Origin of the sequence: Microbacterium sp. NPDC090225, from assembly GCF_044772365.1 — a bacterium.
Lineage (GTDB): Bacteria > Actinomycetota > Actinomycetes > Actinomycetales > Microbacteriaceae > Microbacterium.
Genome location: NZ_JBIVYS010000002.1, coordinates 537,984 through 561,468, shown reverse-complemented (window position 1 = coordinate 561,468; position 23,485 = coordinate 537,984). Strand labels below are relative to the sequence as shown.

At 69.9% G+C, this 23,485-nt stretch carries 20 protein-coding genes and 1 riboswitch; of the genes, 3 read left to right on the top strand and 17 right to left on the bottom strand.

The window, feature by feature from the left end; all coding sequences use genetic code 11:
• Positions 1 to 435 precede the first annotated feature (435 nt).
• Positions 436 to 1,740, top strand: a complete 1,305-nt coding sequence (locus ACIQTT_RS16615) for a CoA transferase (protein WP_402792568.1) — start codon at positions 436 to 438, stop codon at positions 1,738 to 1,740.
• Here the strand turns inward: ACIQTT_RS16615 and ACIQTT_RS16610 are convergent.
• The 4 genes from ACIQTT_RS16610 to ACIQTT_RS16595 are packed head-to-tail and all read right to left on the bottom strand — an operon-like array spanning position 1,725 to position 5,315.
• Positions 1,725 to 2,519 (bottom strand): DUF4184 family protein, encoded by a 795-nt coding sequence (locus ACIQTT_RS16610; RefSeq protein WP_402792565.1) that lies wholly within the window; start codon positions 2,517 to 2,519, stop codon positions 1,725 to 1,727. The genes ACIQTT_RS16615 and ACIQTT_RS16610 overlap by 16 nt on opposite strands.
• A gap of 45 nt (positions 2,520 to 2,564) precedes the next feature.
• Positions 2,565 to 3,866 (bottom strand): tyrosine--tRNA ligase, encoded by a 1,302-nt coding sequence (gene tyrS / locus ACIQTT_RS16605; protein WP_402792562.1) that lies wholly within the window; start codon positions 3,864 to 3,866, stop codon positions 2,565 to 2,567.
• Between the two features lie 28 nt (positions 3,867 to 3,894).
• Positions 3,895 to 4,674, bottom strand: coding sequence for a hypothetical protein (locus ACIQTT_RS16600; protein ID WP_402792559.1), 780 nt, complete (start codon positions 4,672 to 4,674; stop codon positions 3,895 to 3,897).
• Positions 4,671 to 5,315 (bottom strand): SatD family protein, encoded by a 645-nt coding sequence (locus ACIQTT_RS16595; protein ID WP_402792556.1) that lies wholly within the window; start codon positions 5,313 to 5,315, stop codon positions 4,671 to 4,673. The genes ACIQTT_RS16600 and ACIQTT_RS16595 overlap by 4 nt, the downstream gene beginning before the upstream one ends.
• Positions 5,316 to 5,375: 60 nt before the next feature.
• Here ACIQTT_RS16595 and ACIQTT_RS16590 point away from each other — a divergent pair, with 60 nt between their 5' ends.
• Positions 5,376 to 5,960, top strand: coding sequence for a DUF1349 domain-containing protein (locus ACIQTT_RS16590; RefSeq protein ID WP_402792554.1), 585 nt, complete (start codon positions 5,376 to 5,378; stop codon positions 5,958 to 5,960).
• A 35-nt stretch (positions 5,961 to 5,995) separates the two neighbouring features.
• On the opposite strand, the gene argH is transcribed toward ACIQTT_RS16590, so the two are convergent.
• The 9 genes from argH to ACIQTT_RS16545 form a co-directional block, all read right to left on the bottom strand.
• Entirely contained in the window at positions 5,996 to 7,426 is a 1,431-nt protein-coding gene (gene argH / locus ACIQTT_RS16585) for an argininosuccinate lyase (protein ID WP_402792551.1), read from the bottom strand.
• On the bottom strand, positions 7,423 to 8,379 hold the full coding sequence (gene argF / locus ACIQTT_RS16580) for an ornithine carbamoyltransferase (RefSeq protein ID WP_402792549.1): 957 nt from the start codon (positions 8,377 to 8,379) through the stop codon (positions 7,423 to 7,425). Before argF ends, argH begins: the two co-directional genes overlap by 4 nt.
• Entirely contained in the window at positions 8,376 to 9,581 is a 1,206-nt protein-coding gene (locus ACIQTT_RS16575) for an acetylornithine transaminase (protein ID WP_402792546.1), read from the bottom strand. Before ACIQTT_RS16575 ends, argF begins: the two co-directional genes overlap by 4 nt.
• Entirely contained in the window at positions 9,578 to 10,477 is a 900-nt protein-coding gene (gene argB, locus ACIQTT_RS16570) for an acetylglutamate kinase (protein ID WP_402792544.1), read from the bottom strand. The genes ACIQTT_RS16575 and argB overlap by 4 nt, the downstream gene beginning before the upstream one ends.
• Positions 10,474 to 11,631 carry a bifunctional glutamate N-acetyltransferase/amino-acid acetyltransferase ArgJ gene (gene argJ, locus ACIQTT_RS16565; RefSeq protein WP_402792542.1) on the bottom strand — a complete coding sequence of 386 codons (1,158 nt, stop codon included), beginning with the start codon at positions 11,629 to 11,631 and terminating at the stop codon, positions 10,474 to 10,476. The genes argB and argJ overlap by 4 nt, the downstream gene beginning before the upstream one ends.
• Entirely contained in the window at positions 11,628 to 12,692 is a 1,065-nt protein-coding gene (gene argC / locus ACIQTT_RS16560) for an N-acetyl-gamma-glutamyl-phosphate reductase (RefSeq protein WP_402792539.1), read from the bottom strand. Before argC ends, argJ begins: the two co-directional genes overlap by 4 nt.
• 225 nt (positions 12,693 to 12,917) lie before the next feature.
• Positions 12,918 to 15,068, bottom strand: a complete 2,151-nt coding sequence (locus tag ACIQTT_RS16555; RefSeq protein WP_402792536.1) for a bifunctional hydroxymethylpyrimidine kinase/phosphomethylpyrimidine kinase — start codon at positions 15,066 to 15,068, stop codon at positions 12,918 to 12,920.
• Complete coding sequence (gene thiM / locus ACIQTT_RS16550) at positions 15,065 to 15,913, bottom strand: hydroxyethylthiazole kinase (protein WP_402792533.1); 849 nt, start codon at positions 15,911 to 15,913, stop codon at positions 15,065 to 15,067. Before thiM ends, ACIQTT_RS16555 begins: the two co-directional genes overlap by 4 nt.
• Positions 15,904 to 15,997: riboswitch (TPP riboswitch) on the bottom strand. (Overlaps the previous gene by 10 nt.)
• 8 nt (positions 15,998 to 16,005) lie before the next feature.
• On the bottom strand, positions 16,006 to 16,986 hold the full coding sequence (locus tag ACIQTT_RS16545; protein ID WP_402792531.1) for an NAD-dependent epimerase/dehydratase family protein: 981 nt from the start codon (positions 16,984 to 16,986) through the stop codon (positions 16,006 to 16,008).
• Between the two features lie 84 nt (positions 16,987 to 17,070).
• On the opposite strand from ACIQTT_RS16545, the gene ACIQTT_RS16540 reads away from it, so the two are divergent.
• A complete protein-coding gene (locus ACIQTT_RS16540) occupies positions 17,071 to 18,213 on the top strand; it encodes an AAA family ATPase (RefSeq protein WP_402792528.1) in 1,143 nt (380 codons plus the stop codon).
• 48 nt (positions 18,214 to 18,261) lie between these two features.
• On the opposite strand, the gene pheT is transcribed toward ACIQTT_RS16540, so the two are convergent.
• The 4 genes from pheT to ACIQTT_RS16520 are packed head-to-tail and all read right to left on the bottom strand — an operon-like array spanning position 18,262 to position 23,420.
• On the bottom strand, positions 18,262 to 20,766 hold the full coding sequence (gene pheT, locus ACIQTT_RS16535; RefSeq protein WP_402792525.1) for a phenylalanine--tRNA ligase subunit beta: 2,505 nt from the start codon (positions 20,764 to 20,766) through the stop codon (positions 18,262 to 18,264).
• Positions 20,766 to 21,806, bottom strand: a complete 1,041-nt coding sequence (pheS, locus tag ACIQTT_RS16530; RefSeq protein WP_247625350.1) for a phenylalanine--tRNA ligase subunit alpha — start codon at positions 21,804 to 21,806, stop codon at positions 20,766 to 20,768. Before pheS ends, pheT begins: the two co-directional genes overlap by 1 nt.
• 52 nt (positions 21,807 to 21,858) lie before the next feature.
• Positions 21,859 to 22,776: an amino acid ABC transporter permease gene (locus ACIQTT_RS16525; protein WP_402792520.1), complete on the bottom strand. Its 918-nt coding sequence runs from the start codon at positions 22,774 to 22,776 to the stop codon at positions 21,859 to 21,861.
• Positions 22,773 to 23,420, bottom strand: coding sequence for an amino acid ABC transporter permease (locus tag ACIQTT_RS16520; protein ID WP_247625348.1), 648 nt, complete (start codon positions 23,418 to 23,420; stop codon positions 22,773 to 22,775). The genes ACIQTT_RS16525 and ACIQTT_RS16520 overlap by 4 nt, the downstream gene beginning before the upstream one ends.
• Positions 23,421 to 23,485: the final 65 nt, after the last annotated feature.

Genomic DNA, 23,485 nt, shown 5'->3' with positions numbered 1-23,485 from the left:
TTTGGCATTTGACAAGTGCACGCTGTTGAGTTCTCAAGGATCGGATGCTCCCACGACCCAGTCATCACAACCAGGCCCGAAGGGCAACTTCTCTACCTTACCCATCTCATCCGGCTTGTCAAGTCGGCGTGTCGAGCAGATCAGTGATCCGCTGCACAGCCAGACAAGCTGTAGAAGAGGTGAGTCTCCCATCCTAGACGCAAGCGTCTGATCTCTCAAGTGAGAGTGGATCGGGAGTCGTTCGCCGCTTGAGGGGGGTGAGGCTCTCGGCCTTTCCGCTTCCCTGTGGGGCGAACAAGTAATAAGTTACGTGGATTCCGGGGTTCTGGCAAATCGGGGCGCACACCTCGGGCGTGTCGCACGGCCTCTCGGATCAGCTTCGTCCCGGTCACAGGCGTTTTCCCGCCTGCGACGCGCCGGGACTACGCTCGGCGCATGCCCACCTCACTGCTTCGACGCGTCCTCGAGGATCTGGCGATCGCTCCCCCGGTGGAGGTCGACGTCTCCGAACCACGGGGCACCGTCCCCCTCCCCTCCCGGCTCGCGACGGGCGAACTCGCCCGCTCCAGCGTCGCGGCGATCACTACCGTCACGGGAGGCGATCACCGCGCGCTCGACACCGATCGCATCGCCCTGGCGTATCGGAGCGATCGCTTCCTCACGATCGACGGCTCCACTCCCTCGGTCTGGTCGCCGTTCTCCGGGTTCTGGTCTACCGCGGACGGTTGGCTCCGCACCCACGGGAACTACCCGCATCACGCGGCAGCCCTGCGTCGCGGCCTCGGCGTCGCGGCGAACGGTGACGCCACGGACGTGTCGGCCGCTCTCGCCCGCATCACCGCGGTCGACGCCGCTCGCGAGATCACTTCTGCGGGTGGGCTCGCCGTAGTCGTCGAGCAGGAACGCCCCGCGGTCGATCGTGCTCTGCGCACCACAGCGCTCCTCGAGGTGTCGCGTGACGGCACGCGGCCGTCGCGCGGAGAGCTGTCGAGTCCCCTGTCACTCGATGCTCCGCTCGCGGGGTACCGCGTGCTCGATCTCACACGCGTCATCGCCGGACCGGTGTGCACGCGCACGCTCGCTCTCCTCGGTGCCGACGTGTTGCGCATCGATCCTCCGCATCTGCCCGAGCCGGAGTGGCAGCACCTCGATACCGGTCATGGGAAGCGAACCGCTCTCCTCGATGCCCGTTCCCCGCAGATGGAGGAGCTGCTGTCGTCCGCGGACGCCGTCGTGCTCGGATACCGCCCGTCGAGCTTCGCGCGCCTCGGGCTCGATCCGAACGCGCTCGCGCATCGGCATCCGCACCTGGTGATCGCCCAACTGAGCGCCTGGGGCAGCGAGCATCCGGATCGCGCAGGATTCGACAGCCTGGTGCAGGCGGAGTCGGGCATCTCCTGGATCGAATCGCCGGACGGGAGCACGCCCGGTGCGCTCCCGGCTCAGGCGCTGGATCACAGCGCCGGCTATCTTTTGGCCGCCGCCGTGTCCGTCGCGCTCCGCCGACGGAAGCTCGAGGGCGGGAGCTGGTTCGTCTCGACCTCTCTGCGTCGGATCGCCGCCGAGCTGCTGGGCCTGCCACGGCATGATGTCCTCGCCGCCGAGCAGAGGATCGACGTCTCACGCCATACGACCGGGTTCTCCGTGGACGGTCGACGAATCGTCACCGTCGGCTCTGCGATTCCCGGTTTCGAGTACTCCGCCCCGCGCCCCTGGGGTCGGGATCAACCGCGCTGGTGATCTGAGCGCCGCGGCGCGACCAGGAGACACAGGACGAGAGTGGCCGCTCCCCAGATCGCGCAGGCCGGAGGCAGCACCCTGTAGGCGAGGTGCTGCGCGGTGAACTCCGCGTCCAATGGTCCCCAGATCAACGAGCCGACGACCCAGGCAGCGATCAGGACGACGGGAAGCGACACCCACCAGACGACGCGAACGGCCTGCGGCACGCGGCGATCGAGCTTCTCCCGAGGCGCCCGACCGCGCAACCAGACGAGGGCCCAGACTCCGATGATCGCGAGTCCGATCACGCTCGATCCGTGCTGCAGCCACTTGTAACCCGGCAACGGGCCCCACATCTCGTCGAGCACCGGGACGAGGTCGACGCCGGTACGCCCTTCGTGGGTGAAGAGATCCCAGAGGATGTGCGAGATCACACCGAGGATCAGCGAGGCGGCGAGCAGCACCGGGTAGACCCGACGCTGACCGACTCCCACGGCCTCCCCCGCCGCCGCGACCGCGCTGCGATCCCAGCCCTCGGGGAGCCGGCGCGCGACCCACGCCGGGACGAGTTCCGGTACGGCCGGCCTCAGCACGATGCGCCACACGAGGAAGAGCGCGAATGCGAGCAGCGCGGTCCAGACCACGTTCCCCGCGGTGTGGGTGAACGAGTAGTTCAGACCCACACCGCGGAGGAACAGCGGAAGATCCGGGGTCATCGCCCCGATCGCGATCGCCGCCGGCACGAGCGGCGTGCGGATGAACGGCAGCGCGACGAGCGCGTGACTGGGTGTGAACGGCATCCGTTCCCCTCGGTGTCTGCGCGGACGTGCGGCGGTGCGGAACCGTCAGGCGATGAAGACGCCGGCCAGGGTCTTCTTGCCCCGGCGGAGCACGGAGACTCCACCGGGGAGACCGCCCTGCACCGTCTCGTTCTCGTCTTCGACGCGCGCGCCGTCGATCGAGACTCCACCCTGGGAGATCGCGCGGCGCGCCTCGGAGAGGCTCGCCACCAGACCCGTCGAGACGAGAGCCTCGACGACCGGAGATCCCAGCGCGACGGTCGCGTTCGGGAGCTCCTCGAGCGCGGTCCGCAGCGTGGCCGCGTCGAGCGCGGTCAGATCGCCCTGACCGAACAGAGCCTCGGATGCCGCGATCACCGCCGCCGTCGCCTCGATGCCGTGCACCGTGGCGCACACCTCGAGCGCGAGCCGCTTCTGCGCGGCACGACGGAACGGCTCGGACTCGACGAGCGCCGCGTACTGCTCGATCTCCGCACGAGAGAGGAACGTGAACACCTTGAGGCGCTCGATCACGTCGGCGTCGGACGTGCTCAACCAGAACTGGTACATGCGGTACGGGCTGCACATCTCCGCATCGAGCCAGATCGCGTTGCCCTCGCTCTTGCCGAACTTGGTGCCGTCGCTGTTCGTGATCAGCGGCGTGCCGATCGCATGCGCGGCCACGCCCTCGGAACGCCGGATCAGGTCGGTGCCGCTGGTGAGGTTGCCCCACTGGTCGGACCCACCCGTCTGCAGCAGGCATCCGTACTGACGGTAGAGCTCCAGGAAGTCCATGCCCTGCAGGATCTGGTAGCTGAACTCGGTGTAGCTGATGCCCTCATCGGAGTTGAGTCGCGTGGCGACCGCATCCTTCTTGAGCATCGTGCCCACGCGGAAGTGCTTGCCGACCTCGCGGAGGAAATCGATCGCCGACAGCGGCGCGGTCCAGTCGAGGTTGTTGACGATGCGCGCGGCATTGTCACCCTCGAAACTCAGGTACCGCTCGACCTGCGCCCGCAGACGTCCGACCCACTCCTCGACGGTCTCCCGGGTGTTCAGGGTGCGCTCGGCGGTCGGCCGCGGGTCTCCGATCAGTCCCGTCGATCCACCGACGAGCCCCAGCGGCTTGTGGCCGGCGAGCTGGATGCGGCGCAGCGTCAGCAGCTGAACGAGGTTACCCAGGTGCAAGCTCGGAGCCGTCGGGTCGAACCCGCAGTAATACGTGATGGGGTCTCCCGCGAGCAGGGCGCGAAGCGCCTCCTGGTCGGTGGACACGTGGACGAGGCCACGCCACACGAGTTCGTCCCACACGTTCTCGAACGTGGGGTCGATCGCCGGCGTCGCAGTCGTCAGAGCGGGATCAGACACGCTTTCCAGGTTATCAGCGCCGGACGGCTCAGCTGTTCGCCGACCACCAGACGAGGAATGCCGCGCCGAGTGCGATCACCCAGCTGACGAGGCTGCCGACGAGGAAGTACTCAGCTCGCGCACCGGTCTCGCGTCCGCGCGAGATCTCGGGGAATCGCACGATTCCCTTGGCCGCGAGCATCGCGGCCAGCAGCGGATACGCCGCGGCGAGCGTCAGCATGAGGACCAGGATCCGCTCGAGCGGGCCGATCAACCGCCCGCCCTGGAATGCGGTGCGTCGATCGACCGCCGCCGTCGGTTCGGCGGTGGATGCCACGGCATCTGCACCCTCCGCATCCGCGCGGGTCGGATCGAGCTCTCGGCGCTCGACCGGGCGCCAGGTGTGTTCGCCGTCGAGCGCTGCTCGCACCACGAGATTCGCGGACTCGAGGAGGAACGCCGCGGCACCCACCACCAGGACGGCGAGATCTACGGAGATCGGTCCCACGGGCGAATCGAGGTGCCACACCTCGCCGATCAGGCCTGCACCTGAGCGCTCGGGCAGAGTGACCACGGCACCGGCACTGACGAGGCCGAGCAGAACGGCCGGCCAGAACCCGGCAGGTGATGGACGGTCGTCGGGCATGCACCACACCCAGAGCGCCCCGACCACGAGCGCCGCCAGCATCGCGAGCAGCGCGTCGCTGACACTGCCGAGCACGAGGAGCAGCACCGCGACCACCAGATAACCGATCCAGCGGCGCGCGGCGAACTGCCGCACGAGGTCGACGGCACCGACCGCGAGGAGGAGGAAACCGGCGAGGATCATGCGATGCCTCCGCGCAGCGCCGCCAGACCGTCGATGAGCGCCTGGGCTCCGACCCGACGCAGCGACTTGGAGACGCTGGGTTGGGTCACACCCTCGACCTCGGCGAGTTCTTGCTGGGAGCGCCCCACCACGCGACCGTACGTCAGCCGTCGCTCCCGCTCGCTCATCGCTCCCACCAGCTCGTCGCGGACGAGGAGGTATGCGTTCGATACCGCGATCGTCGACTCCATGACCTCATTCTGACCGGGGGCACCGACAATCCAGGTGCGCGAGCGCGGGACGGCTCGTTTCTCGCGCTCATGGGCGAGGTCGATCGCCTCGCGTGCAGCCCACCATCCCGGTCCGTCGGGAAGCGCCCCGTGAGCGGAATCCACGCGGCGGACCTCCCCCACACCGAGCCCGAACCGCAACCCGATGCCATCGGGAAGCGCGAGATGGATCATCAGCAGCGACGTCATCGCCCCTTCGAGGTCGGCGTAGACGGCCTGCTGCTCGTCGCCCACCGTCGGGGTGAGGGGCTCGAGCGCCAGCGGGCGATCGCGCTCGACCCGAGCGATCGCATCGTCGAGTCGACGCTGGGCGACCCCGCGGTCGCTCAGAGAACGGGAGCCGACGATGTCGGCGATCACGGCGATGACCATGCGTATAACCATATCATGCATATTGTTGAGATATGCCTTTATTGGCTATATTCTCGAGATATGCCTGAATCGCAGAACATCCCGTGGAGCGCCGGAACCTGGACCCATCCTCCCCTCTCGACCGAGAGCGGACAAGAGCTGATCGCCACCGCTGTCGAAGGAAGCGACGCCTGGCGGCACACCGCCTACGGATTCGTGCACGACACCGAGCACGCTCTCCTCGTCCCGCTCGCCGTCGGCGAGGCCATGGAGGTCGCCTTCCGCGCACCCTGGACCGGAGAGTTCGATCAGGCCGGCGTCTTCGTGCGCATCGATGACGAGCACTGGATGAAAGCCGGCCTCGAGTACGCCGACGGGCACCTCGGCCTCGGCGCCGTCGTCACCTCCATCCGCTCGGACTGGTCCGTCGGGTACGTCGACGACTGGCTAGACGCCGAGGTCACGGTGCGTGTGAGCCGGTGGACGGATGCTCTGATCGTGCGTGCCCGCGCGGCCGACGGGCCCTGGCGACTCGTGCGGGTCGCCCCGTTCGACGGCGAGGCCGCGGCATCCGCGGGTCCGTTCCTCGCCGGGCCGACGCGCAGCGGGCTCGCCGTGCGATTCACCCGCTGGACGCGGACACCCGCCGACACCGACCTGCACTGAGCACCGGGGTCCGGCCCACCGGGCCGGACCCCGGCTCAGATACCGAGCGCGTGCGCGGCGGCCTGCGCGCGAGCGACGAGTTCGGCGCGCTGCTCGGCCACGCGCACCGGAGCGGTTCCGCCGATGCCCGTGCGAGAGGCGACGGAGCCCTCGATCGTGAGGACCTCGCGCACCTCCGGGGTCAGATGCGACGAGACGCCGGCGAGCAGCTCGTCGGATGCATCCTCGAGACCGATCCCCTGCTCCTCGCAGGCACGCACCAGGGCACCCGAGATCTCGTGCGCATCGCGGAACGGCACCCGCCGCTTCACGAGCCACTCCGCGACGTCCGTCGCGAGCGAGAAGCCCTGCGGCGCGAGAGCCGCCATCCGATCCGTGTCGAAACGCAACGTGGCGATCATGCCGGCGAAAGCGGGAAGCACGACCTCGAGGGTGCGCACGGAGTCGAAGACTGGCTCCTTGTCCTCCTGCAGATCACGGTTGTAGGCCAAGGGCAGGCCCTTGAGCGTCGCGAGAAGCCCCGAGAGATTGCCGATGAGGCGCCCCGACTTGCCCCGCGCGAGCTCGGCGATGTCGGGGTTCTTCTTCTGGGGCATGATGCTCGAACCGGTCGAGTAGCCGTCGTCGAGGGTCACGAAGCCGAACTCGCGCGTGTTCCAGAGGATGATCTCCTCCGACAGGCGCGAGATGTCGACACCGATCATCGCGGTCACGAAGGCGAACTCGGCGACCACGTCGCGCGCGGCCGTCCCGTCGAGCGAGTTCTCGGCCGGACGATCGAGCCCCAGCTCGGAGGCGACGAGCGACGGGTCGAGACCGAGGGTGGAGCCCGCGAGGGCTCCCCCGCCGTACGGCGAGACACCGGCACGACGACGCCAGTCGACCAGGCGCTCGAGCTCGCGCACCAGCGGCCAGCCGTGCGCCTGCAGATGATGCGCCAGCAGCACGGGCTGCGCGTGCTGGAGATGCGTGCGTCCGGGGAGGATCGCCTCGGGGTGCGCCTCGGCCTGCGCGACGAGTGCATCGATCACCCGGAGGATGTCGCGGGCGATCACCGCCGCATGGTCGATGAGGTACATGCGCACGAGCGTCGCGATCTGATCGTTGCGACTGCGGCCGGCGCGCAGGCGTCCACCCAGCTCCGCGCCGAGTTCGGCGATCAACGCCTGCTCGAGCGCACCGTGGACGTCTTCATCGGTCGGGGCCGGGAGCAGCGTGCCGTCGGCGACCTTGCGCGCAACCGCGTCGAGACCCGCATGCATGCGCACCGCCTCGTCCGCTTCCAGGTAGCCCGCGGCTTCGAGGGCCGTGGCGTGGGCATGCGAGCCTGCGATGTCGTACGGAGCCAGGATCCAGTCGAAGTGGGTCGACCGGCTCAACTCCACGAGCTCGGGTGACGGACCGGTCGCGAACCGGGCGCCCCAGAGTGCGCCCTCGTTCGTTCCGTCGTTCTTCACGCCGCTCATGCGGATGCTCCGGCGAGGGCCGATGCCGAACCGTTCTTGCGCAGCAGCCAGACCAGGAGGGCTTTCTGCGCGTGCAGCCGGTTCTCGGCCTCGTCCCAGACCACGCTCTTCGGGCCGTCGATGACCTCGGAGTCGACCTCGTAACCGCGATCGGCGGGAAGGCAGTGGATGAAGATCGCCTCGGAGTCGGCGAGCGTCATCGTCTCGGGCGTCACCTTGTAGCCGCCGAGATCACGGATGCGCGCGATCTTCTCCTCTTCCTTGCCCATCGACACCCAGGTGTCGGTGACGACGACATCGGCACCCGCCGCCGCCTCGACCGGATCGGTGTACAGCGTGATGGATCCACCGGTCTCGGCGGCCCGACGATCGGCCGCCTCCACGATGTCCGCCCGCGGCGAGTAGTCGGCGGGAGAGGCGATTCGGACGTGCATCCCCGCCGTGACGCCGGCGAGCGCATAGGAGTGCGCCATGTTGCTCTGCCCATCGCCGAAGAAAGTCAGGGTGAGGCCTGCGAGATCGCCCTTGTGCTCGCGGATCGTGAGCAGATCGGCGAGCAGCTGGCAGGGGTGGAAATCGTCGGACAGCGCGTTGATCACGGGCACGCGGGTGCCCGCCGACATCTCCTCGAGACCCGACTGCGCATAGGTGCGCCACACGATCGCGGCGACCTGGCGCTCGAGCACCCGCGCGGTGTCGGACGGGGTCTCCTTGCCGCCGAGCTGGCTGCTCGCGGTCGAGATGATGAGGGGCGATCCCCCGAGGTCGGCGATCCCGACCGCGAAGGAGACACGGGTGCGGGTCGACGACTTGTCGAAGATCACGGCGACCGTCTGCGGACCGGCGAGGCTCTTGTCGGCCCAGCGGTCCTTCTTCAGTTCGATCGCCAGGTCGAGGATCTCGGCCTGTTCGGCGGGCGTGAGGTCGTCGTCGCGCAGCAGGTGGCGGGTCATGCGGATACCTTTCCGGGGAGCGTCGCGAGGACGTCGGAGAGCGTGGCCGCGAACAGGTCGCGGAACTCGGAGATCTCGGCATCGCCGATCGTGAGGGCGGGTGCGATGCGCACCGTGTCGGGGTTCGCGGCGTTGATGATGAGACCGCGCTCCTGAGCGGCGGCGACCACCGCTCCCGCGACGGGCTCGGTGAGAGCGACGCCGATCAGCAGGCCGCGACCGCGGACACCGGCGATCAGCGGCGACTCGAGGCCGAGGATCGTCTCGCGCAGCTCCTCGCCGCGCCGGGCGGCGTTCTCGACGAGCCCCGCGTCCTCGATCTCGGCGAGCACGGCATCCGCCACCGCGGTGGCCAGCGGGTTCCCGCCGAAGGTCGAGCCGTGCGAGCCCGGGGTGAACAGATCGCTCGCCGCGCCGTAGGTCACCAGCGCGCCGATCGGGAAGCCGCCGCCGATGCCCTTCGCGAGCGTGATCGCATCCGGGGTGATGCCCTCGTGGCTGAAGCCGAACCAGGCACCGGTGCGCCCGGCACCGGTCTGGATCTCGTCGACGATCAGGAGCGCTCCGTGCGCGAGCGTCAGCGAGCGGGCGGCGGCGAGATAGCCCTCGGGCAGCTCGACGACTCCCGCCTCGCCCTGGATCGGCTCGACGATGACGGCTGCGACGCGGTCGTCCATCGCGGCTTCGAGCGCCTCGATCGTCGCGGGGATGTGCTCGACGCCGCCGGGCATCGGCTCGAACGGCGCGCGCATCGTCTCCTTCGCGGTCAACGCGAGCGAACCCATCGTGCGGCCGTGGAAGCCGTTCTCGAGCGCGATGATGCGCGGACGCTCGGCGCCGCCGTGCAGACGGGCGAGCTTGAACGCGGCCTCGTTCGCCTCGGCGCCGGAGTTCGAGAAGAACACCCGGCCGTCGATCCCGGCCCCGGCGAGACGCTTGAGGCGGGCGGCGAGCGCCAGCTGCGAGGGGGTCGCGAAGTAGTTCGACACGTGGGCGAGCGTCGCGGCCTGGCGGGAGACCGCCTCGACGAACACCGGGTGCGCGTGGCCCAGGGAGGTCACGGCGATACCCGCGAGGAAGTCGAGGTGGCGTCGGCCCTCGGAGTCCCACAGATAGGAGCCCTCGCCACGCGTGAGCAGCGCCAGGCGCGCTCCCGCGTTGAGTACGAGGTCGCGCTGCGCGTCGTCCTGCCAGATGGTCATCCTGCCACCACTTCCGTTCCGATTCCTTTGCTGGTGAAGAGTTCGACGAGCACCGAGTGCGGCACGCGTCCGTCGATGATCGCCGCGGCGTCCACCCCGCCTTCGACCGCGTCGAGGCACGCCCGCATCTTCGGGATCATGCCCGACTCGAGGCTCGGCAGCATGTCGATGAGCGCCGTCGACGTCAGGTGCGACACGAGCGAGTCGCGATTGGGCCAATCGGCGTAGAGCCCCGGCACGTCGGTGAGGATCACGAGCTTGCGGGCTCCGAGGGCGATGGCGAGCGCCGCCGCCGCGGCATCCGCATTCACGTTGAGCGAGTGCCCCGGGTGGTCGAGATCGGGCGCGATGCTCGACACGACGGGGATGCGTCCGGCGACCAGGTGATCGATGACCGCCGTCGGATCGACCTGCACGACGTCGCCGACACGACCGAGGTCGACCTCCTCGCCGTCGACGATGACCCCGCGACGGCGACCGCCGAAGAGGCCGGCATCCTCACCGCTGAGACCCGTGGCGATCGGGCCGTGGGAGTTGATCTTGGTGACCAGCTGCGGATTCACCTGGCCGGTGAGCACCATGCGCACCACACCGATCGCCTCGGTGTTCGTGACGCGGTACCCGCCCTTGAACTCGCTCGGGATCTCGAGCCGTCCGAGCATGTCGGAGATCTGGGGGCCGCCACCGTGCACGACCACCGGCTGCACGCCGACGTAGCGGAGGTACGCGATGTCCTGCGCGAAAGCATCCTGCAGTTCGTCCGATACCATCGCGTTGCCGCCGTACTTGACCACGACGATCTGGTCGCGGAACTTCTTCAGCCACGGCAGCGACTCGATGAGCGTCGTCGCCTTCTGCGCCGCCTCTTCGGCGGGGGTGTCCTGGATATCGGTCATGAGGCGTAGGCGCTGTTCTCGTGCACGTAGTCGTGGGTGAGGTCGTTGGTGAGGATCGTGGCGGATGCCTCGCCCGAGCGCAGGTCGATGACGATGTCGGTCGCCCGCGGCGTCAGGTCGACCTCCTCGCGGGGGCGGTCCGGCCCACCGGCGGTGCACACGCGCACCTCGTTCATCCAGACGTCGACGTCGTAGGGGTCGAACTGCGCGGAAGTGGTGCCGATGGCCGCGAGCACCCGCCCCCAGTTGGGATCGTTGCCGAAGATCGCCGCCTTGAAGAGGTTGTTGCGGGCCACCGAACGGCCGACCTCGACGGCGTCCTGCTCGGAGACCGCGCCGCGCACCTCGATCGTGATGTCGTGGCTCGACCCCTCGGCGTCCCCCTGCAGCTTCACCGCGAGCTCCTGGCAGAGCTCGCGCAGCGCCGACCGGAACGCCTCGATGTCGGGCTTCACACCGCTCGCCCCGTTGGCGAGGAGCGTGACCTGATCGTTGGTCGACATGCATCCGTCGGAATCGAGCCGATCGAACGTGGTGCCGGTCGCGGCGCGGAGCGCGGCATCCGCCTCGAGAGGTTCGAGATCGGCATCCGTCGTGACGACGACCAGCATGGTCGCGAGTCCGGGGGCGAGCATTCCCGCGCCCTTCGCCATTCCGCCGATCGTCCATCCGTCGCGCTGCACGACAGCCGTCTTCGCGACGGTGTCGGTGGTCATGATCGCCTGGGCCGCGACGTCGCCGCCGTCTGCGGACAGCGCCGCGATCGCCTGCTCGGTGCCGGTGAGCACCTTGGCGCGGAACACCTCGTCGCCGGTGCCGATCAGACCGGTCGAGCACACGAGCACGTCGCCCGCGCTGACGTCGAGCAGCTCCGCGGCCTTCTCGGCCGTCTGGTGCGTCGTCTGGAACCCGAAGCTTCCGGTGAAGCAGTTCGCGCCACCGGAGTTGAGCACGACCGCCTCGACGACGCGGTCGGCGATCACCTGCTGCGACCAGATGATCGGGTTCGCCTTGGCGCGGTTGCTCGTGAACACGGCGGCACCGACCTTGCGCGGACCGCGGTTGACGACGACGGCGACATCGGGCTTGCCGGTGGACTTGAGGCCGACGGCGACGCCTGCCGCTTCGAAACCTGCGGGGGCGGTGACGCTCACGGGGCGACTCCGTTCACTGAGAGCGCACGATCCTCGGGGAGACCGAGCGCGATGTTCATGGACTGGATGGCGGCGCCGGCGGTTCCCTTGACGAGGTTGTCGACCGCGGTGACGACCGTGACGCGGTTCGCCGCACGATCGATCGCGAGACCGATCAGCGCGGTGTTGGCACCGAGCACGTCGGCCGTGCGCGGGAACACGCCTTCGGGCAGAAGCTGCACGAAGGTCTCGTCTCCGTAGGCGTTCTGCCACGCGGCGCGGATGTCGGCGTCGGACGCGCCGGGCACGATCGGCGCGGTCGATGTCGCGAGGATCCCCCGCGACATCGGCACGATCACCGGCGTGAAGGAGATGCGGATGCCGTCGCCCGAAGCGCCGGTGCTCGCCGGCGCGGCCGCGGCGAGCGCCTGCCGGATCTCGGGGATGTGCCGGTGGGTGCCGCCGACGGCGTAGGGGTTCGCGGTGCCGAGGACTTCGCTGGCGAGCAGGTTGGTCTTCAGGCTCTTGCCCGCGCCCGAGGGGCCGACCGCGAGCACCGACACGATGTCACCCGGGTCGACGACCCCGGCGGCGACCCCGGGGGCGAGGCTGAGGCTGACGGTGGAGGCATTGCAGCCGGGAGCCGCGATGCGGGTCGCACCCCGCAGGCGCTCGCGCTGCTTCGCTCCGTCGACGAGGAGCTCGGGCACGCCATAGGTCCACGCGTCGTGGAAGGTGCCGCCGTAGAACGCATCCCAGGCGGCCTGCGACGTCAGTCGGTGATCCGCCCCGGCGTCGATGACGAGGGGGACGTCGCCCAGCGCATCCGTGTACTGCCCGGACTGTCCGTGCGGGAGCGCGAGCACGACGATGTCGTGGCCGGCGAGGATCTCGGGCGTGGTGTCCTGCAGCGTGAGGTGCGCGAGGGAGCGCAGGTGCGGCTGGTGCTGGACGAGCGGCTGTCCGGCGTTCGAGTGCGCCGTGACGGTGCGGATCTCGATGTCGGGGTGAGCGGCGAGGAGGCGGAGGATCTCGCCGCCCGCATAGCCGGATGCGCCGGAGACGGCGACGGAGTACGTCATGCTTCTACCTTAACGGTCGGGGCTGTCGGGGACCGGGGCGGCGACACCGGTGCTCGACCATCGTCCGCCGGGATCGGCAGGCAGGAGCGCGGGGTCGCCTAGCGTCGGCGGTCGCGGCGTCGGCGCACCGGAGCGACGCTCGGGACGAGCGTCGTGACAGCGGAAGCGGCCGAAGGCATGCCGTGACGATAGCGCGCCCTCGACGGCATCCGCAAATCCGTCACGTCACCGAGCGTCGCCTCGCTCGCTCGGGGCGCGGAAGAACGCCTGCTCGTGGGCACTGGAGAGCTCGAATGCGCGCCGCATGCGCAGACGGGTGTCGTCATCGGCCGCGGCCGCCGCCCGCGTGACGAACGCGACCGCTCGGGCGGTCGCCGCGGCGAACGCGGGATCGGCGTACGTCGCCAGCCACGTGGCGTACGGATGCTCCGGATCACGAGCGTGCTCCCCGAACTCCCCCGCATGCAGACGTTCGCCCAGGTCGGTGTAGAGCCAGAAGCACGGCAGTACGGCCGCGATCAGCTCGGGATAGTCGCCGCCGAAAGCCACGGAGCGCAGGTGATCGAGGTAGGCGGTGGTCGTCGGCGAGGCCTCCGTGGCGAAGGTCTCCGCCGCCACCCCCTGCGCCGGCGTCAACCAGGACGCGTGCAGTTCGAGCTCGCCCAGGATCGCCCCTCGGGCCGACTCCGCCCAGAACGCCTGCTCGACAGGGGTGGGCGCGAGGCGGGCGGCGTCGGCGAGGACACGCGCGTAGTCACGGAGATACAGCGCGTCCTGCGCGAGGTAGAAGAGGAAGTCCTCGCGAGGGAGGGAACCGTCGGCGAGCCCGCGGACGAACGGGAGCCCATCGATTCCCGCCCGGATCCCGCCGATGCCCTGCCACCAGTTGTCGGCGATCTCCTCCGGGAGCGGGCGCGTTCTCAATCCGCCCCGCGCCCAGAGACCCGCGAGATGGTGCACCGGACCGCGCCCGCCGCCGACCTGCAGCGCATCGCTCTGCCGCAGCGACTCGCGCAACCAACTCCGCGCACCGCGCACCGCCTCGGTGAGGTCGTCACCGCGGGCGAGTCGAGTCGCGAGGGCGGAGGACAGCGAACATCCGGTGCCGTGGGTGTTCACGGTCGCGATGCGATCGCCGCCGAACTCCTCGCGTACGCCGCGCGGCACGTCGATGATCGCGTCGGGTGCCTGATCGCCGGGAAGGTGTCCGCCCTTCACCAGCACCGCCGTGCCGCACTCGATGGACAGGGCCTCGGCTGCGGCGAGCGCTGCGGGCCATCCATCGATCTCCCGGCGGGTGAGGACGGCGAGCTCTGCGAGGTTCGGGGTGACGAGGTGCGCGCGGTGCAGCAGCGAGTTCAGAGCATCCTCGGCATCCGCATCGAGCAGCCGATCCCCGCTCGTCGCCACCATGACCGGATCGAGCACGACGATCGGCGGACGCACGCGGTCGAGCCACGCGCTCACGGCCTGCACGGCTTCGACGTTCGCGAGCATGCCGATCTTCACGGCATCGATCACGATGTCGTCCGACAGCGCCTCCAACTGCGCCGCGAGGAACGCCGCGTCCGGCACGTGCACGTCGCGCACGCCGCGCGTGTTCTGCACGGTGAGCGCGGCGATCGCCGCCATCCCGTACCCTCCGTTCGCCGCGATCGACTTGAGATCGGCCTGGATCCCGGCACCGCCGGAGGGATCGCTGCCCGCGATGCTCAGCACCCTCGGCACGGCGCCCCGTCGCCACCGCGCACGGAACTCAGCGGCCGCGGCACGCGGATCCGGAGAGGCGCAGAGCGCGGAGACGACGGCGAGGCCGGCGGCGCCGGCGGACTGCAGATCCTCGGTGTCGTCGATGCCGACGCCGCCGATCGCGACGCAGGGAAGGGCGGTCGAGCGGGCGAACGCCCGGAATCCCTCGATGCCGAGAGCGGGTGGGTGGTCGGGTTTGGTGTCCGTCGGGCGGATGACTCCCACCCCGAGGTAGTCGACCGTGCCCTCGGGCAGTGCATGGACCGCCTCGAGATGGGCCTCGCTGTTCGCCGTCAGCCCGATCAGCGCGTCGGGTCCGAGCACCGCACGCGCGTGAAGCACCGATTCATCGCCCTGGCCGAGATGCACGCCGTCCACACGGGCACCCCGCGCACGAGCATCGAGCACCGCCTCGAGACGGTCGTTCACCACGAGGAGCGCGCGCCCATCGATCACGCGGGACAACTCGACCAGACTGGCGACGACTGCGGAGTGCTCGGCGGCCTTCTCCCGGAGCTGGACGATGCGCACACCGCCATCGACCGCGAGCCGCACGGTCTCGACGACCCCGCGTGCACCGCACAGCGCGGCATCCGTCACGAGGTAGAGGGAGAGGTCCGCGATCATCGCGTCTCCTCCTCGACGCGCGCACGAACGATGACGTCGGCCGGCTCGATGGCAGCGAGCGCGTCCAGCAGAGCGACGGCGAAGCTGCCCGGGCCCGCCGCCGCGGCCGCCGCATCCTCCGCGGCGATCGTGTACACGAGCGAGGCTGCGGCGATGGCGTCGAGCGATCCGGCACCGGTCGCACGCGCGGCGCCGAGGAACGCCGCCATCACCGCACCGAGCGCGCACCCTCCCCCGGTCACGCGCGTCAGCAGTGCATCGCCGTTCGACAGCCGCACGATCCGCTCGCCGTCGGTCAGCAGATCGACGGCGCCCGAGACGGCGACGATGCTGCCGTGGCGCTGGGCGAGGTGCCGGGCCGCATCGCGCGCCGCCTCGGTGCTGTCGGTGGAATCGACCCCGCGCCCGCCCGCGCTCATCCCCGCCAGCGCGAGGATCTCCGACGCGTTGCCCCGGATCGCCGTCGGTCGAAGGGCGGCGAGTTCACCCGCCAGAGAGGTGCGCACGGGGAGCGCACCGATCGCGACCGGGTCGAGCACCCAGGGAGTGCCGGAGCGCGTCGCCGCGTCGGCGGCTTCGAGGCTCGCCGCGCGCTGTTCCGGGGTCGGGGTGCCGAGGTTCACGAGCAATCCGGAGGCCACGCCCGCGAACATCCCCGACTCGCCCACGATGTCGACCATCGCCGGTGCGGCCCCGATCGCGAGCAGCACGTTGGCGGTGAATCCGGTGACGACCGCATTGGTGATGCAGTGGGTCAAGGGCGGAGCCGCACGCAGCGTCTCGAGCAGTTCGGCCGCGCTCTGCGCGGTCGAGGGGGCGGACGATGGACGCAGAAGATCGCTCATTGCGACATCCCTTCGCTAGTACGAACTAGATCAGGTTCGACGGGTGTGATCTCAGCCGCGGATGCGGCACCCCGTGTCACTCGCCCCAGAGTCTAGCGAAGCGACCGCGATCGGCCGCCGAGATCGGCGAGGAGTTCCTCCTCTTCCGCGCGGCTCAGCCCGGCGCGGCGTGGACGATTCACCCCGCGCGCGCGTTCGTCGGCCACGACCCGCGCGACCGTCGCCTCGAGCGGGCTCAGCGCGCCTCCCGTCGCGAGGAACCTCTCGTTGCGGCGGGTCATGAACCCGGTCATGCCGGTCGGCAGCCAGAGGGGCAGTGAACGGTCGCCCATCCAGTACTCCACGTTCCGCGCACGCAACCACTCCTCACTCGCCTCGCGCACCCCGGCGGTGTGCCCAGCGGCCCGGCACACGACGTCGAGCATCTCGGCGAGCGGGATGCTGTCGCCGATCGCATTCACCGCGCCCGCGGCTCGGGACGAGACGACGTACGCGGCGAGGTCGTCGACGTCGATGACCTGCGCGTCACGGCCGGACAGGGGCGGCACCAGCACCGGCCGCTCCCCCGCCCGTGCGAACGCCGCCGCCCAGTAGCCGAAGCGGTCGCTCGGATCGCCCTCGCCCACGATCAGTCCTGGTCGCACGATCAGCGCACGGTCGCCCAACTCGGCGACGGCGTCCTCCGCAGCCGCCTTCTGCGCGCCGTATTCGGCCTCCTCCGCGCGGGAGGACGGATGCCGCGGCGCAGTCTCGTCGCCGCCCACCGTCTCGTCTTCGGCGTACACCGAGACAGACGACACGAAGGTCCAGCGGGCGGCGCGGTCTCCGAGCTCGTCGACGGCCCGGGCGACCTGGAGCGCCGAGGACGAGACGTCGACGACGAGGTCCCATTCGCCGTCGAGCGCCGCGTACGGATCGGCACCGGTTCGGTCCCCGACCACGAGGATCGCGCCGCGAGGAACCGGGCGGGCTCCGCGCGCGAGGCAGGTCACGGCGGCGCCCTCGTCGAGGAGGCGGCGGGTGATCCGGCTCGACAACCATCCGGTGCCGCCGAGGATCAAGGCCTTCGTCATGACACCAGCACACCAGTATCGGCGCGCCGATGGAAGCGCCTCCGCTCAGAGCAGAGTGTCGGATGCGCCTGACACGATGGGGCCATGCTCACGACCCTCGCCGTCTCCGGATACCGCTCGCTCGTCGACGTCGTCGTGCCTCTCGAGCCGCTGACGGTGATCACGGGGGCGAACGGCACGGGGAAGTCGAACCTCTACCGCGCGCTGCGCCTGCTCGCCGCGACCGGCCACGGCCGCGCTGTCGCCGCCGTGGCACGGGAGGGGGGACTCGACAGCGTGCTGTGGGCGGGTCCCGAGACTCCGCAGGGTGAGGACGCTCAGGGCACACGGCGCTCCCGACCGATCTCGGTGCGCCTCGGCATCGCCGCTGACGAGGTCGGATACCTGATCGATCTGGGCCTGCCGCAGACCGATGCACGCAGCCTCTTCACGCGCGATCCGGAGATCAAACGCGAGCAGCTGTTCACCGGTCCGTTCGCCCGGCCGGGCACACTGTTCGTCGATCGTCAGCGCGGGGGCGTGCGGGTGCGCGGCGACGACGGTTGGGAATCGGTGGACCAGCCGATGGGACCCGGGCAGAGCGTGCTGCTCGACCTCGTCGACGGCACCGCCCGCTGGGAGACGGCATCCCTGCGCGCCCGGATCGCCAGTTGGCGCTTCTACGACCACTTCCGCACCGACGCCTCCGCCCCCGCGCGACTGCCGCAGATCGGAACGCGCACGCGCTGGCTGAGCGACGACGGCTCCGACCTCGCCGCCGTGTGGGCGACGACGACGGAAGCGGGACGCGGCGCTCCGCTCGATGAGGCAGTCGACCGCGCCTTCCCGGGGTCGCGCGTGCAGATCTCCGTCGCCGACGGCTCGTTCCGGCTGCAACTGCGGCAACCCGGTCTCCTGCGGCCGCTCGATGCCGCCGAGCTCTCCGACGGCACTCTGCGCTACCTGCTGTGGTGCGCGGCCCTGCTGCCCGCCGATCCGCCGCCCCTCCTCGTCGTCAACGAGCCCGAGTCGAGCCTCCACGAGAGCCTCATCGACCCGCTCGGCTCACTGCTCGCTCGTGCCGCGTCCCAGACGCAGGTGATCGTCGTCACGCACTCCGCACCCCTCCGCCGCGCGCTGACCGAGGCGGGCGGAACGGTCGTCGAGCTCGAGTCGAACGGGTACGGCACCCGCGTGCGCGATCAGCTGCCGCTCGAGCGCCCGAGCTGGCACTGGCCGTCGCGCTAGCGGGAACGCTGCGCGACGGCCAGTGCCGACAGGAACGAGCAAACGGGCTCAGTCGCGGAGAGCCGCCCCGAATCGCTCGGAGGCGACGGCGACGCCCGCGAGCTTGGCCTCGCTGGCTTCGGCGGCCGTGAGCGTGCGATCGTCGGCACGGAAGCGCAGGGCGAAGCTCAGGCTCTTCGAGCCTGCAGGGACGCCCTCGCCGCGGTAGTCGTCGACCAGGCGCACCGATTCGAGGAGCGCACCCGCACCCTCGGCGAGTGCCGCCTCGACATCCGCGGCCGGCACCTCCGCGGGCACAGCGAGCGAGACGTCCTGCGTCGCGGCAGGGAATGTCGAGAGCGATGCGGCGACGATGCGCTCGCCCGCGAGGGAGAGCACGAGATCGAGATCGACCTCGAGCACGGTCGCGCGCCCGGGAAGATCCGCATCCGCGGTGACAGCGGGGTGGAGCTCGCCGACGTAGCCGACGACCTGATCCGCGACGCGCAGGTCGCCCGTGCGCCCCGGGTGGAGCGCGGTGCGCGTGCTCTGCACGACGTCGATCTCGACGCCCGCAGCAGTCGCGATCACGCGCACGGCGTCGAGAGCATCCGAGAGCCCGGTCGCCTCGGCCGGACGCCCCGGCTGGCGCGGAGTCGCGTTACCGGTCAGGAGCGCGGCGAGGAAACGGTTCTGCGGCGGGATCGACGCATTCAGCTCGGCGAGGGTCTCCTCCGAGGGGCGCTCCCCCAGCGGCGGAACGTCGTCGGTTCCGTAGGTCACCCCGGCTTCGGGCAGGAACACCGCACCCGTGTCGAAGATCGCGAGATCGGTGAGTCCGCGCGAGATGTTGCGGTGCGCCGTCTGGAGCAGCCCCGGCACCAGCGACCGTCGCAGGAACGGCACCTGGCCGTCGAGCGGGTTCGCCAGGCGGATGCTGGGGAGGTGCTCCCCCGTCGCCGATCCGTGGAGGTCGTTCTGCGCCTCGGTCGTGAACGGGAAGGCGGGGGTCTCGACGAACCCCGCGGCCGCCAGGGCGTTCGCCACCCGGCGGCGGCCCTGCTGGTGCGCGGTGAGTCCGCGGCCCGACGGCGGCGTGGGAAGCACCGAGGGGATGCGATCGAGGCCGTGAATACGGGCGACCTCTTCGGCGAGCGTCCACTTGTCGGTCAGATCGGGACGCCAGGTCGGAGGGATGACGGTCCACCCGTCGTCGGCAGCGGTCACCTCCGCACCGATCGTGGTGAGGGCGCCGGTGATCTCGGCCTCGGTATAGTCGACGCCGATCAGGCCCTCGACGAATCCCGCGGGCAGGTCGATCTCGGCGACGAAGACCTCGGCGAAGAGCGCTCCTCCCTCGTCGGTGAGCGTGCCGCCGGCCAGCTCGACCATGAGGTCGGCAGCACGGCGAGCCGCGACGAACGGGATGAGCGGGTCGACGCCGCGCTCGAAGCGCTTGGAGGCCTCGCTGGGCAGCTTGTGCCGGCGGGCGGTGCGCGCGATCGTCGTGGGATCGAACGACGCGGCCTCGATGAGGACGTCGGTCGTCGTGTCGCTCATCTCGGTCGTACCGCCGCCCATGACGCCGGCGAGGCCGATGGGCCCCGATTCATCGGTGATGAGCAGATCCTCGACATGGAGCGTGCGCTCCTGACCGTCGAGGGTCGTCATCTTCTCGCCGGCCCGAGCGCGGCGCACCGTGATGCCCCCCGTGAGCTTGTCGAGGTCGTAGCCGTGCAGCGGCTGGCCGAGTTCGAGCATGACGTAGTTCGTGATGTCGATCAGCACGCCGAGCGAGCGCATGCCCGCGAGCGAGAGCCGCGCGATCATCCAGGGAGGCGTCGGGCGGGACGGGTCGACCCCGCGGACGACCCGGGTCACGAACTCGCTCGCGCCCACGCGCCCGCGCACCGGCGCCTCATCGTCGACGATCGCGAGGTGGCCGGTGCCCGGCTGCAGCTCGGCGAAGTCCCGCTCGGCCGGGTCGCGGAACTCCGCGCCCGTCGCGTGCGAGTACTCGCGGGCCACGCCGCGCAGGGAGAAGGCGTACCCGCGGTCGGGCGTGACGTTGATCTCGACCGCGACATCGTCGAGCCCGAGGAGGGCGATCGCGTCGGTACCGACCGCGGCGTCGATCCCCAGGTCGGACAGAACGAGGATGCCGTTGTGCTCGTCACCGAGCCCGAGCTCCCGCGCCGAGGCGATCATGCCGTCCGACACATGCCCGTAGGTCTTGCGGGCCGCGATCGGGAACGGGCCGGGCAGCACCGCACCCGGGAGCGTCACGATCACCTTGTCGCCGACGACGAAGTTGTGGGCGCCGCAGACGATGCCGCGCACACCACCGTTCGCCTCGCCGACATCGACCTGGCACCAGTTGATGGTCTTGCCGTTGGACTGCGGTTCGCCCTCGAGCGAGACGACCTGTCCGACGACGACGGGACCGGTGATGTCGAAGCGGTGCACGTCCTCCTCTTCGAAGCCGACCGTCACCAGCGCCGCGAGGACGTCCTCGGGGGACGCATCCGCTGCCACATCGACGTACTCACGCAACCACGAAAGCGGGACGCGCATCACACCACCATCCCGTACTGCTCGCTGAATCGGACATCGCCCTCGGCCATGTCTCGCATGTCCTGCACATCACTGCGGAACATGAGTCCCCGCTCGATGCCCATGCCGAACGCGAAGCCGCTGTACACCTCGGGATCGATCCCGGCCGCACGCAGCACGTTCGGGTTGACCATGCCGCAGCCGCCCCACTCGATCCAGCGCGCGCCGCCCTTGAAAGTGGGGTGCCACAGATCGAGCTCGGCGGAGGGCTCGGTGAAGGGGAAGTAGTTGGTGCGGAAGCGCATCTTGGCCTCGGGACCGAACAGCTGCTTCGCGAAGTGGTCGAGCGTGCCCTTGAGGTGCGCCATCGTGATGCCCTTGTCGATCACGAGACCCTCGAACTGGGTGAACACCGGCAGGTGCGTCGCATCGAACTCGTCGGTTCGGTAGACGCGCCCGGGGCAGAGCACGTAGATCGGCACCTCGCGGTCGAGCATCGAGCGCACCTGGACGGGACTCGTGTGCGTGCGCATGACGAGGTGTCGCGAGGCGGGGTCGACGTAGAACGTGTCCTGCTCCTGGCGGGCGGGGTGGTCGACGTCGAAGTTGAGCGCGTCGAAGTTGAACCACTCGTGCTCGAGTTCGGGACCCTCCGCGATCTCCCATCCCATGCCCACGAAGATGTCGCAGACCTGGTCCTGGAGCAGGGAGAGCGGATGCCGGGCACCGACGCGCGTGCGCGACGGCACCGCCGTGATGTCGATGCGCTCGGCCTCGAGGCGCGCGGCGACCTCCGCGGCGGCGAGTTCGGCCTCCTTGGCGGCCAGCGCCTGGGTGACCTGACCGCGTCCCTGGCCGACGAGCTTGCCGAACGCGGCCTTGTTCTCGGGGGCGACCTGACGCATCGAGGCGTTCAGGACGGCGAGGGGCGAACCGTCGGCCACGTGGGCGGCGCGAGCCGCCTTGAGCTCGGCGGTGTCGGTCGCTGCGTTGATCGCTGCCAGGGCTGCAGCGACGGCTGCTTCGACCGCTTCCGGGGTGATTTCTGGAGTCTCGGACACGAGAGACGAGTCTACCGGCGCGGGGTGGCGGGATCGGACGATCCCGCCGCCGTCATGCTCCGGGGGTCGCGCTTCGCCCGATGTCGGTCCCGCGCTGCAGCGTGATCAGCTCGGTGTTCGTCTCACCGGCGTGCTGACGCGGATCCGGTGCCGCATCTCCCGCCTTGGGCGAACGCTTGGTGCGACGCTGGAGGCGGTACGCGATGTAGGAGAGCACCAGGCAGACGGCGACGTACATGGAGCCGCCGACGATCGCCGCCGGGATGAGCGGGGAGCCGTAGGGCGCCTGGTTGCCGATCTGGTTGACGACGTACAGCAGCTCCTGGTACGTGATGATGAACCCGAGCGCCGTGTCCTTCAGCGCGACGACGAGCTGCGCGATGATCACGGGCATCATGGCGCGAACGGCCTGCGGCAGGAGGATGAACCACATCACTCCGCTCTTACGGAGTCCGATCGCGTATCCGGCCTCGGCCTGCCCGCGCGGCAGCGATTCGACGCCGGCGCGCAGAACTTCGGCGAGCACCGAGCCGTTGTAGACGATGAGCGCGATCACGACCGCGAAGTAGGGCGACATCTTGATGCCGACGACGGGGAGACCGTAGTACAGCAGCATCATGAGCACGAGCACGGGGACCGCGCGCAGCACCTCGATGATCCACCGGACCGGCTCGCGGACCCAGGCGTGCTCCGAGAGACGCCCGATGCCCAGCACGAAGCCGAGGACGAGCGAGCCGACGCCGGCGGCGGCGAAAGCGGCGAGCGTGCTGAGCAGCCCCTCGCCGAAGCGGATCCAGACCGCGGAGAAGGAGAAGATGTTCCACTTCTCCGCCGAGAACTGCCCGGTGGCGAAGAGCCGCCACACGACCCAGCCGAGCACGGCGAGCACCACGAGGACGGTCGCGACTCCGATGAGCCTGTTGCGCGCGATGGCGCGGGGACCGGGGACGTCGAAAAGAACGGAACTCATCGCGAGATCCTCCACTTGTTCTCGAGCACTCGCTGGACCCAGGCGAGCAGCAGCACCAGCACGACGAAGATGACCATGACCCAGAGCAGCACGACCAGGGCGCTCTCGCCGCGCTCGCTGAGGGCGGCCCGGATCGTTCCCAGGTTGACGACGGAGAAGCCCGCCGCGACGGTCGTGTTCTTCATGAGGGCGATGAGCACGCTCATCATCGGGGGGACGACGGATCGTGTCGCCTGCGGCAGGACGACGTAGCGCATGACCTGACCGAAGTTGAGACCGATGGCCCGGGCGGCCTCAGCCTGCCCGACAGGCACGGTGTTGATGCCGGCGCGCAGCGCCTCCGCGACGTACGTGGCCGTGTAGAGGCCGAGGGCGATGACGGCGAGCAGCAGGGAGTTGACCCGCTCGCCGAGGAGGATCGGCAGGCAGAACGCGAAGAAGAACATGACCAGGGTCAACGGGGTGTTGCGGATCCAGTTCACGTACACGCCGCCGACGGCGCGTGCGATCGGGACCGGGGACACTCTGGCCGCTCCGACGATCAGTCCGAGGACGATCGCGATGAGACCTCCACCCAGGAACAGCGCGATCGTTCCCCACAGCGCTTCCCCCCAGAGATCGAGGTGGTCGGTGATGACTCCCACTGGTGCTCCTGTCGATTCGAATTGGCGACGCTCTGCCGATGGACGGGGCGGCCGAGGATCTCGGC

Bases quoted from the DNA above. Each gene is read 5' to 3' on its own strand.
- ACIQTT_RS16615 (WP_402792568.1), top strand. From the start codon at position 436: ATGCCCACCTCACTGCTTCGACGCGTCCTCGAGGATCTGGCGATCGCT.
- ACIQTT_RS16610 (WP_402792565.1), bottom strand. From the start codon at position 2,519: ATGCCGTTCACACCCAGTCACGCGCTCGTCGCGCTGCCGTTCATCCGC.
- ACIQTT_RS16600 (WP_402792559.1), bottom strand. From the start codon at position 4,674: ATGATCCTCGCCGGTTTCCTCCTCCTCGCGGTCGGTGCCGTCGACCTC.
- ACIQTT_RS16595 (WP_402792556.1), bottom strand. From the start codon at position 5,315: ATGGTCATCGCCGTGATCGCCGACATCGTCGGCTCCCGTTCTCTGAGC.
- ACIQTT_RS16590 (WP_402792554.1), top strand. From the start codon at position 5,376: ATGCCTGAATCGCAGAACATCCCGTGGAGCGCCGGAACCTGGACCCAT.
- argH (WP_402792551.1), bottom strand. From the start codon at position 7,426: ATGAGCGGCGTGAAGAACGACGGAACGAACGAGGGCGCACTCTGGGGC.
- argF (WP_402792549.1), bottom strand. From the start codon at position 8,379: ATGACCCGCCACCTGCTGCGCGACGACGACCTCACGCCCGCCGAACAG.
- ACIQTT_RS16575 (WP_402792546.1), bottom strand. From the start codon at position 9,581: ATGACCATCTGGCAGGACGACGCGCAGCGCGACCTCGTACTCAACGCG.
- argB (WP_402792544.1), bottom strand. From the start codon at position 10,477: ATGACCGATATCCAGGACACCCCCGCCGAAGAGGCGGCGCAGAAGGCG.
- argC (WP_402792539.1), bottom strand. From the start codon at position 12,692: ATGACGTACTCCGTCGCCGTCTCCGGCGCATCCGGCTATGCGGGCGGC.
- ACIQTT_RS16555 (WP_402792536.1), bottom strand. From the start codon at position 15,068: ATGATCGCGGACCTCTCCCTCTACCTCGTGACGGATGCCGCGCTGTGC.
- thiM (WP_402792533.1), bottom strand. From the start codon at position 15,913: ATGAGCGATCTTCTGCGTCCATCGTCCGCCCCCTCGACCGCGCAGAGC.
- ACIQTT_RS16545 (WP_402792531.1), bottom strand. From the start codon at position 16,986: ATGACGAAGGCCTTGATCCTCGGCGGCACCGGATGGTTGTCGAGCCGG.
- ACIQTT_RS16540 (WP_402792528.1), top strand. From the start codon at position 17,071: ATGCTCACGACCCTCGCCGTCTCCGGATACCGCTCGCTCGTCGACGTC.
- pheT (WP_402792525.1), bottom strand. From the start codon at position 20,766: ATGCGCGTCCCGCTTTCGTGGTTGCGTGAGTACGTCGATGTGGCAGCG.
- ACIQTT_RS16525 (WP_402792520.1), bottom strand. From the start codon at position 22,776: ATGAGTTCCGTTCTTTTCGACGTCCCCGGTCCCCGCGCCATCGCGCGC.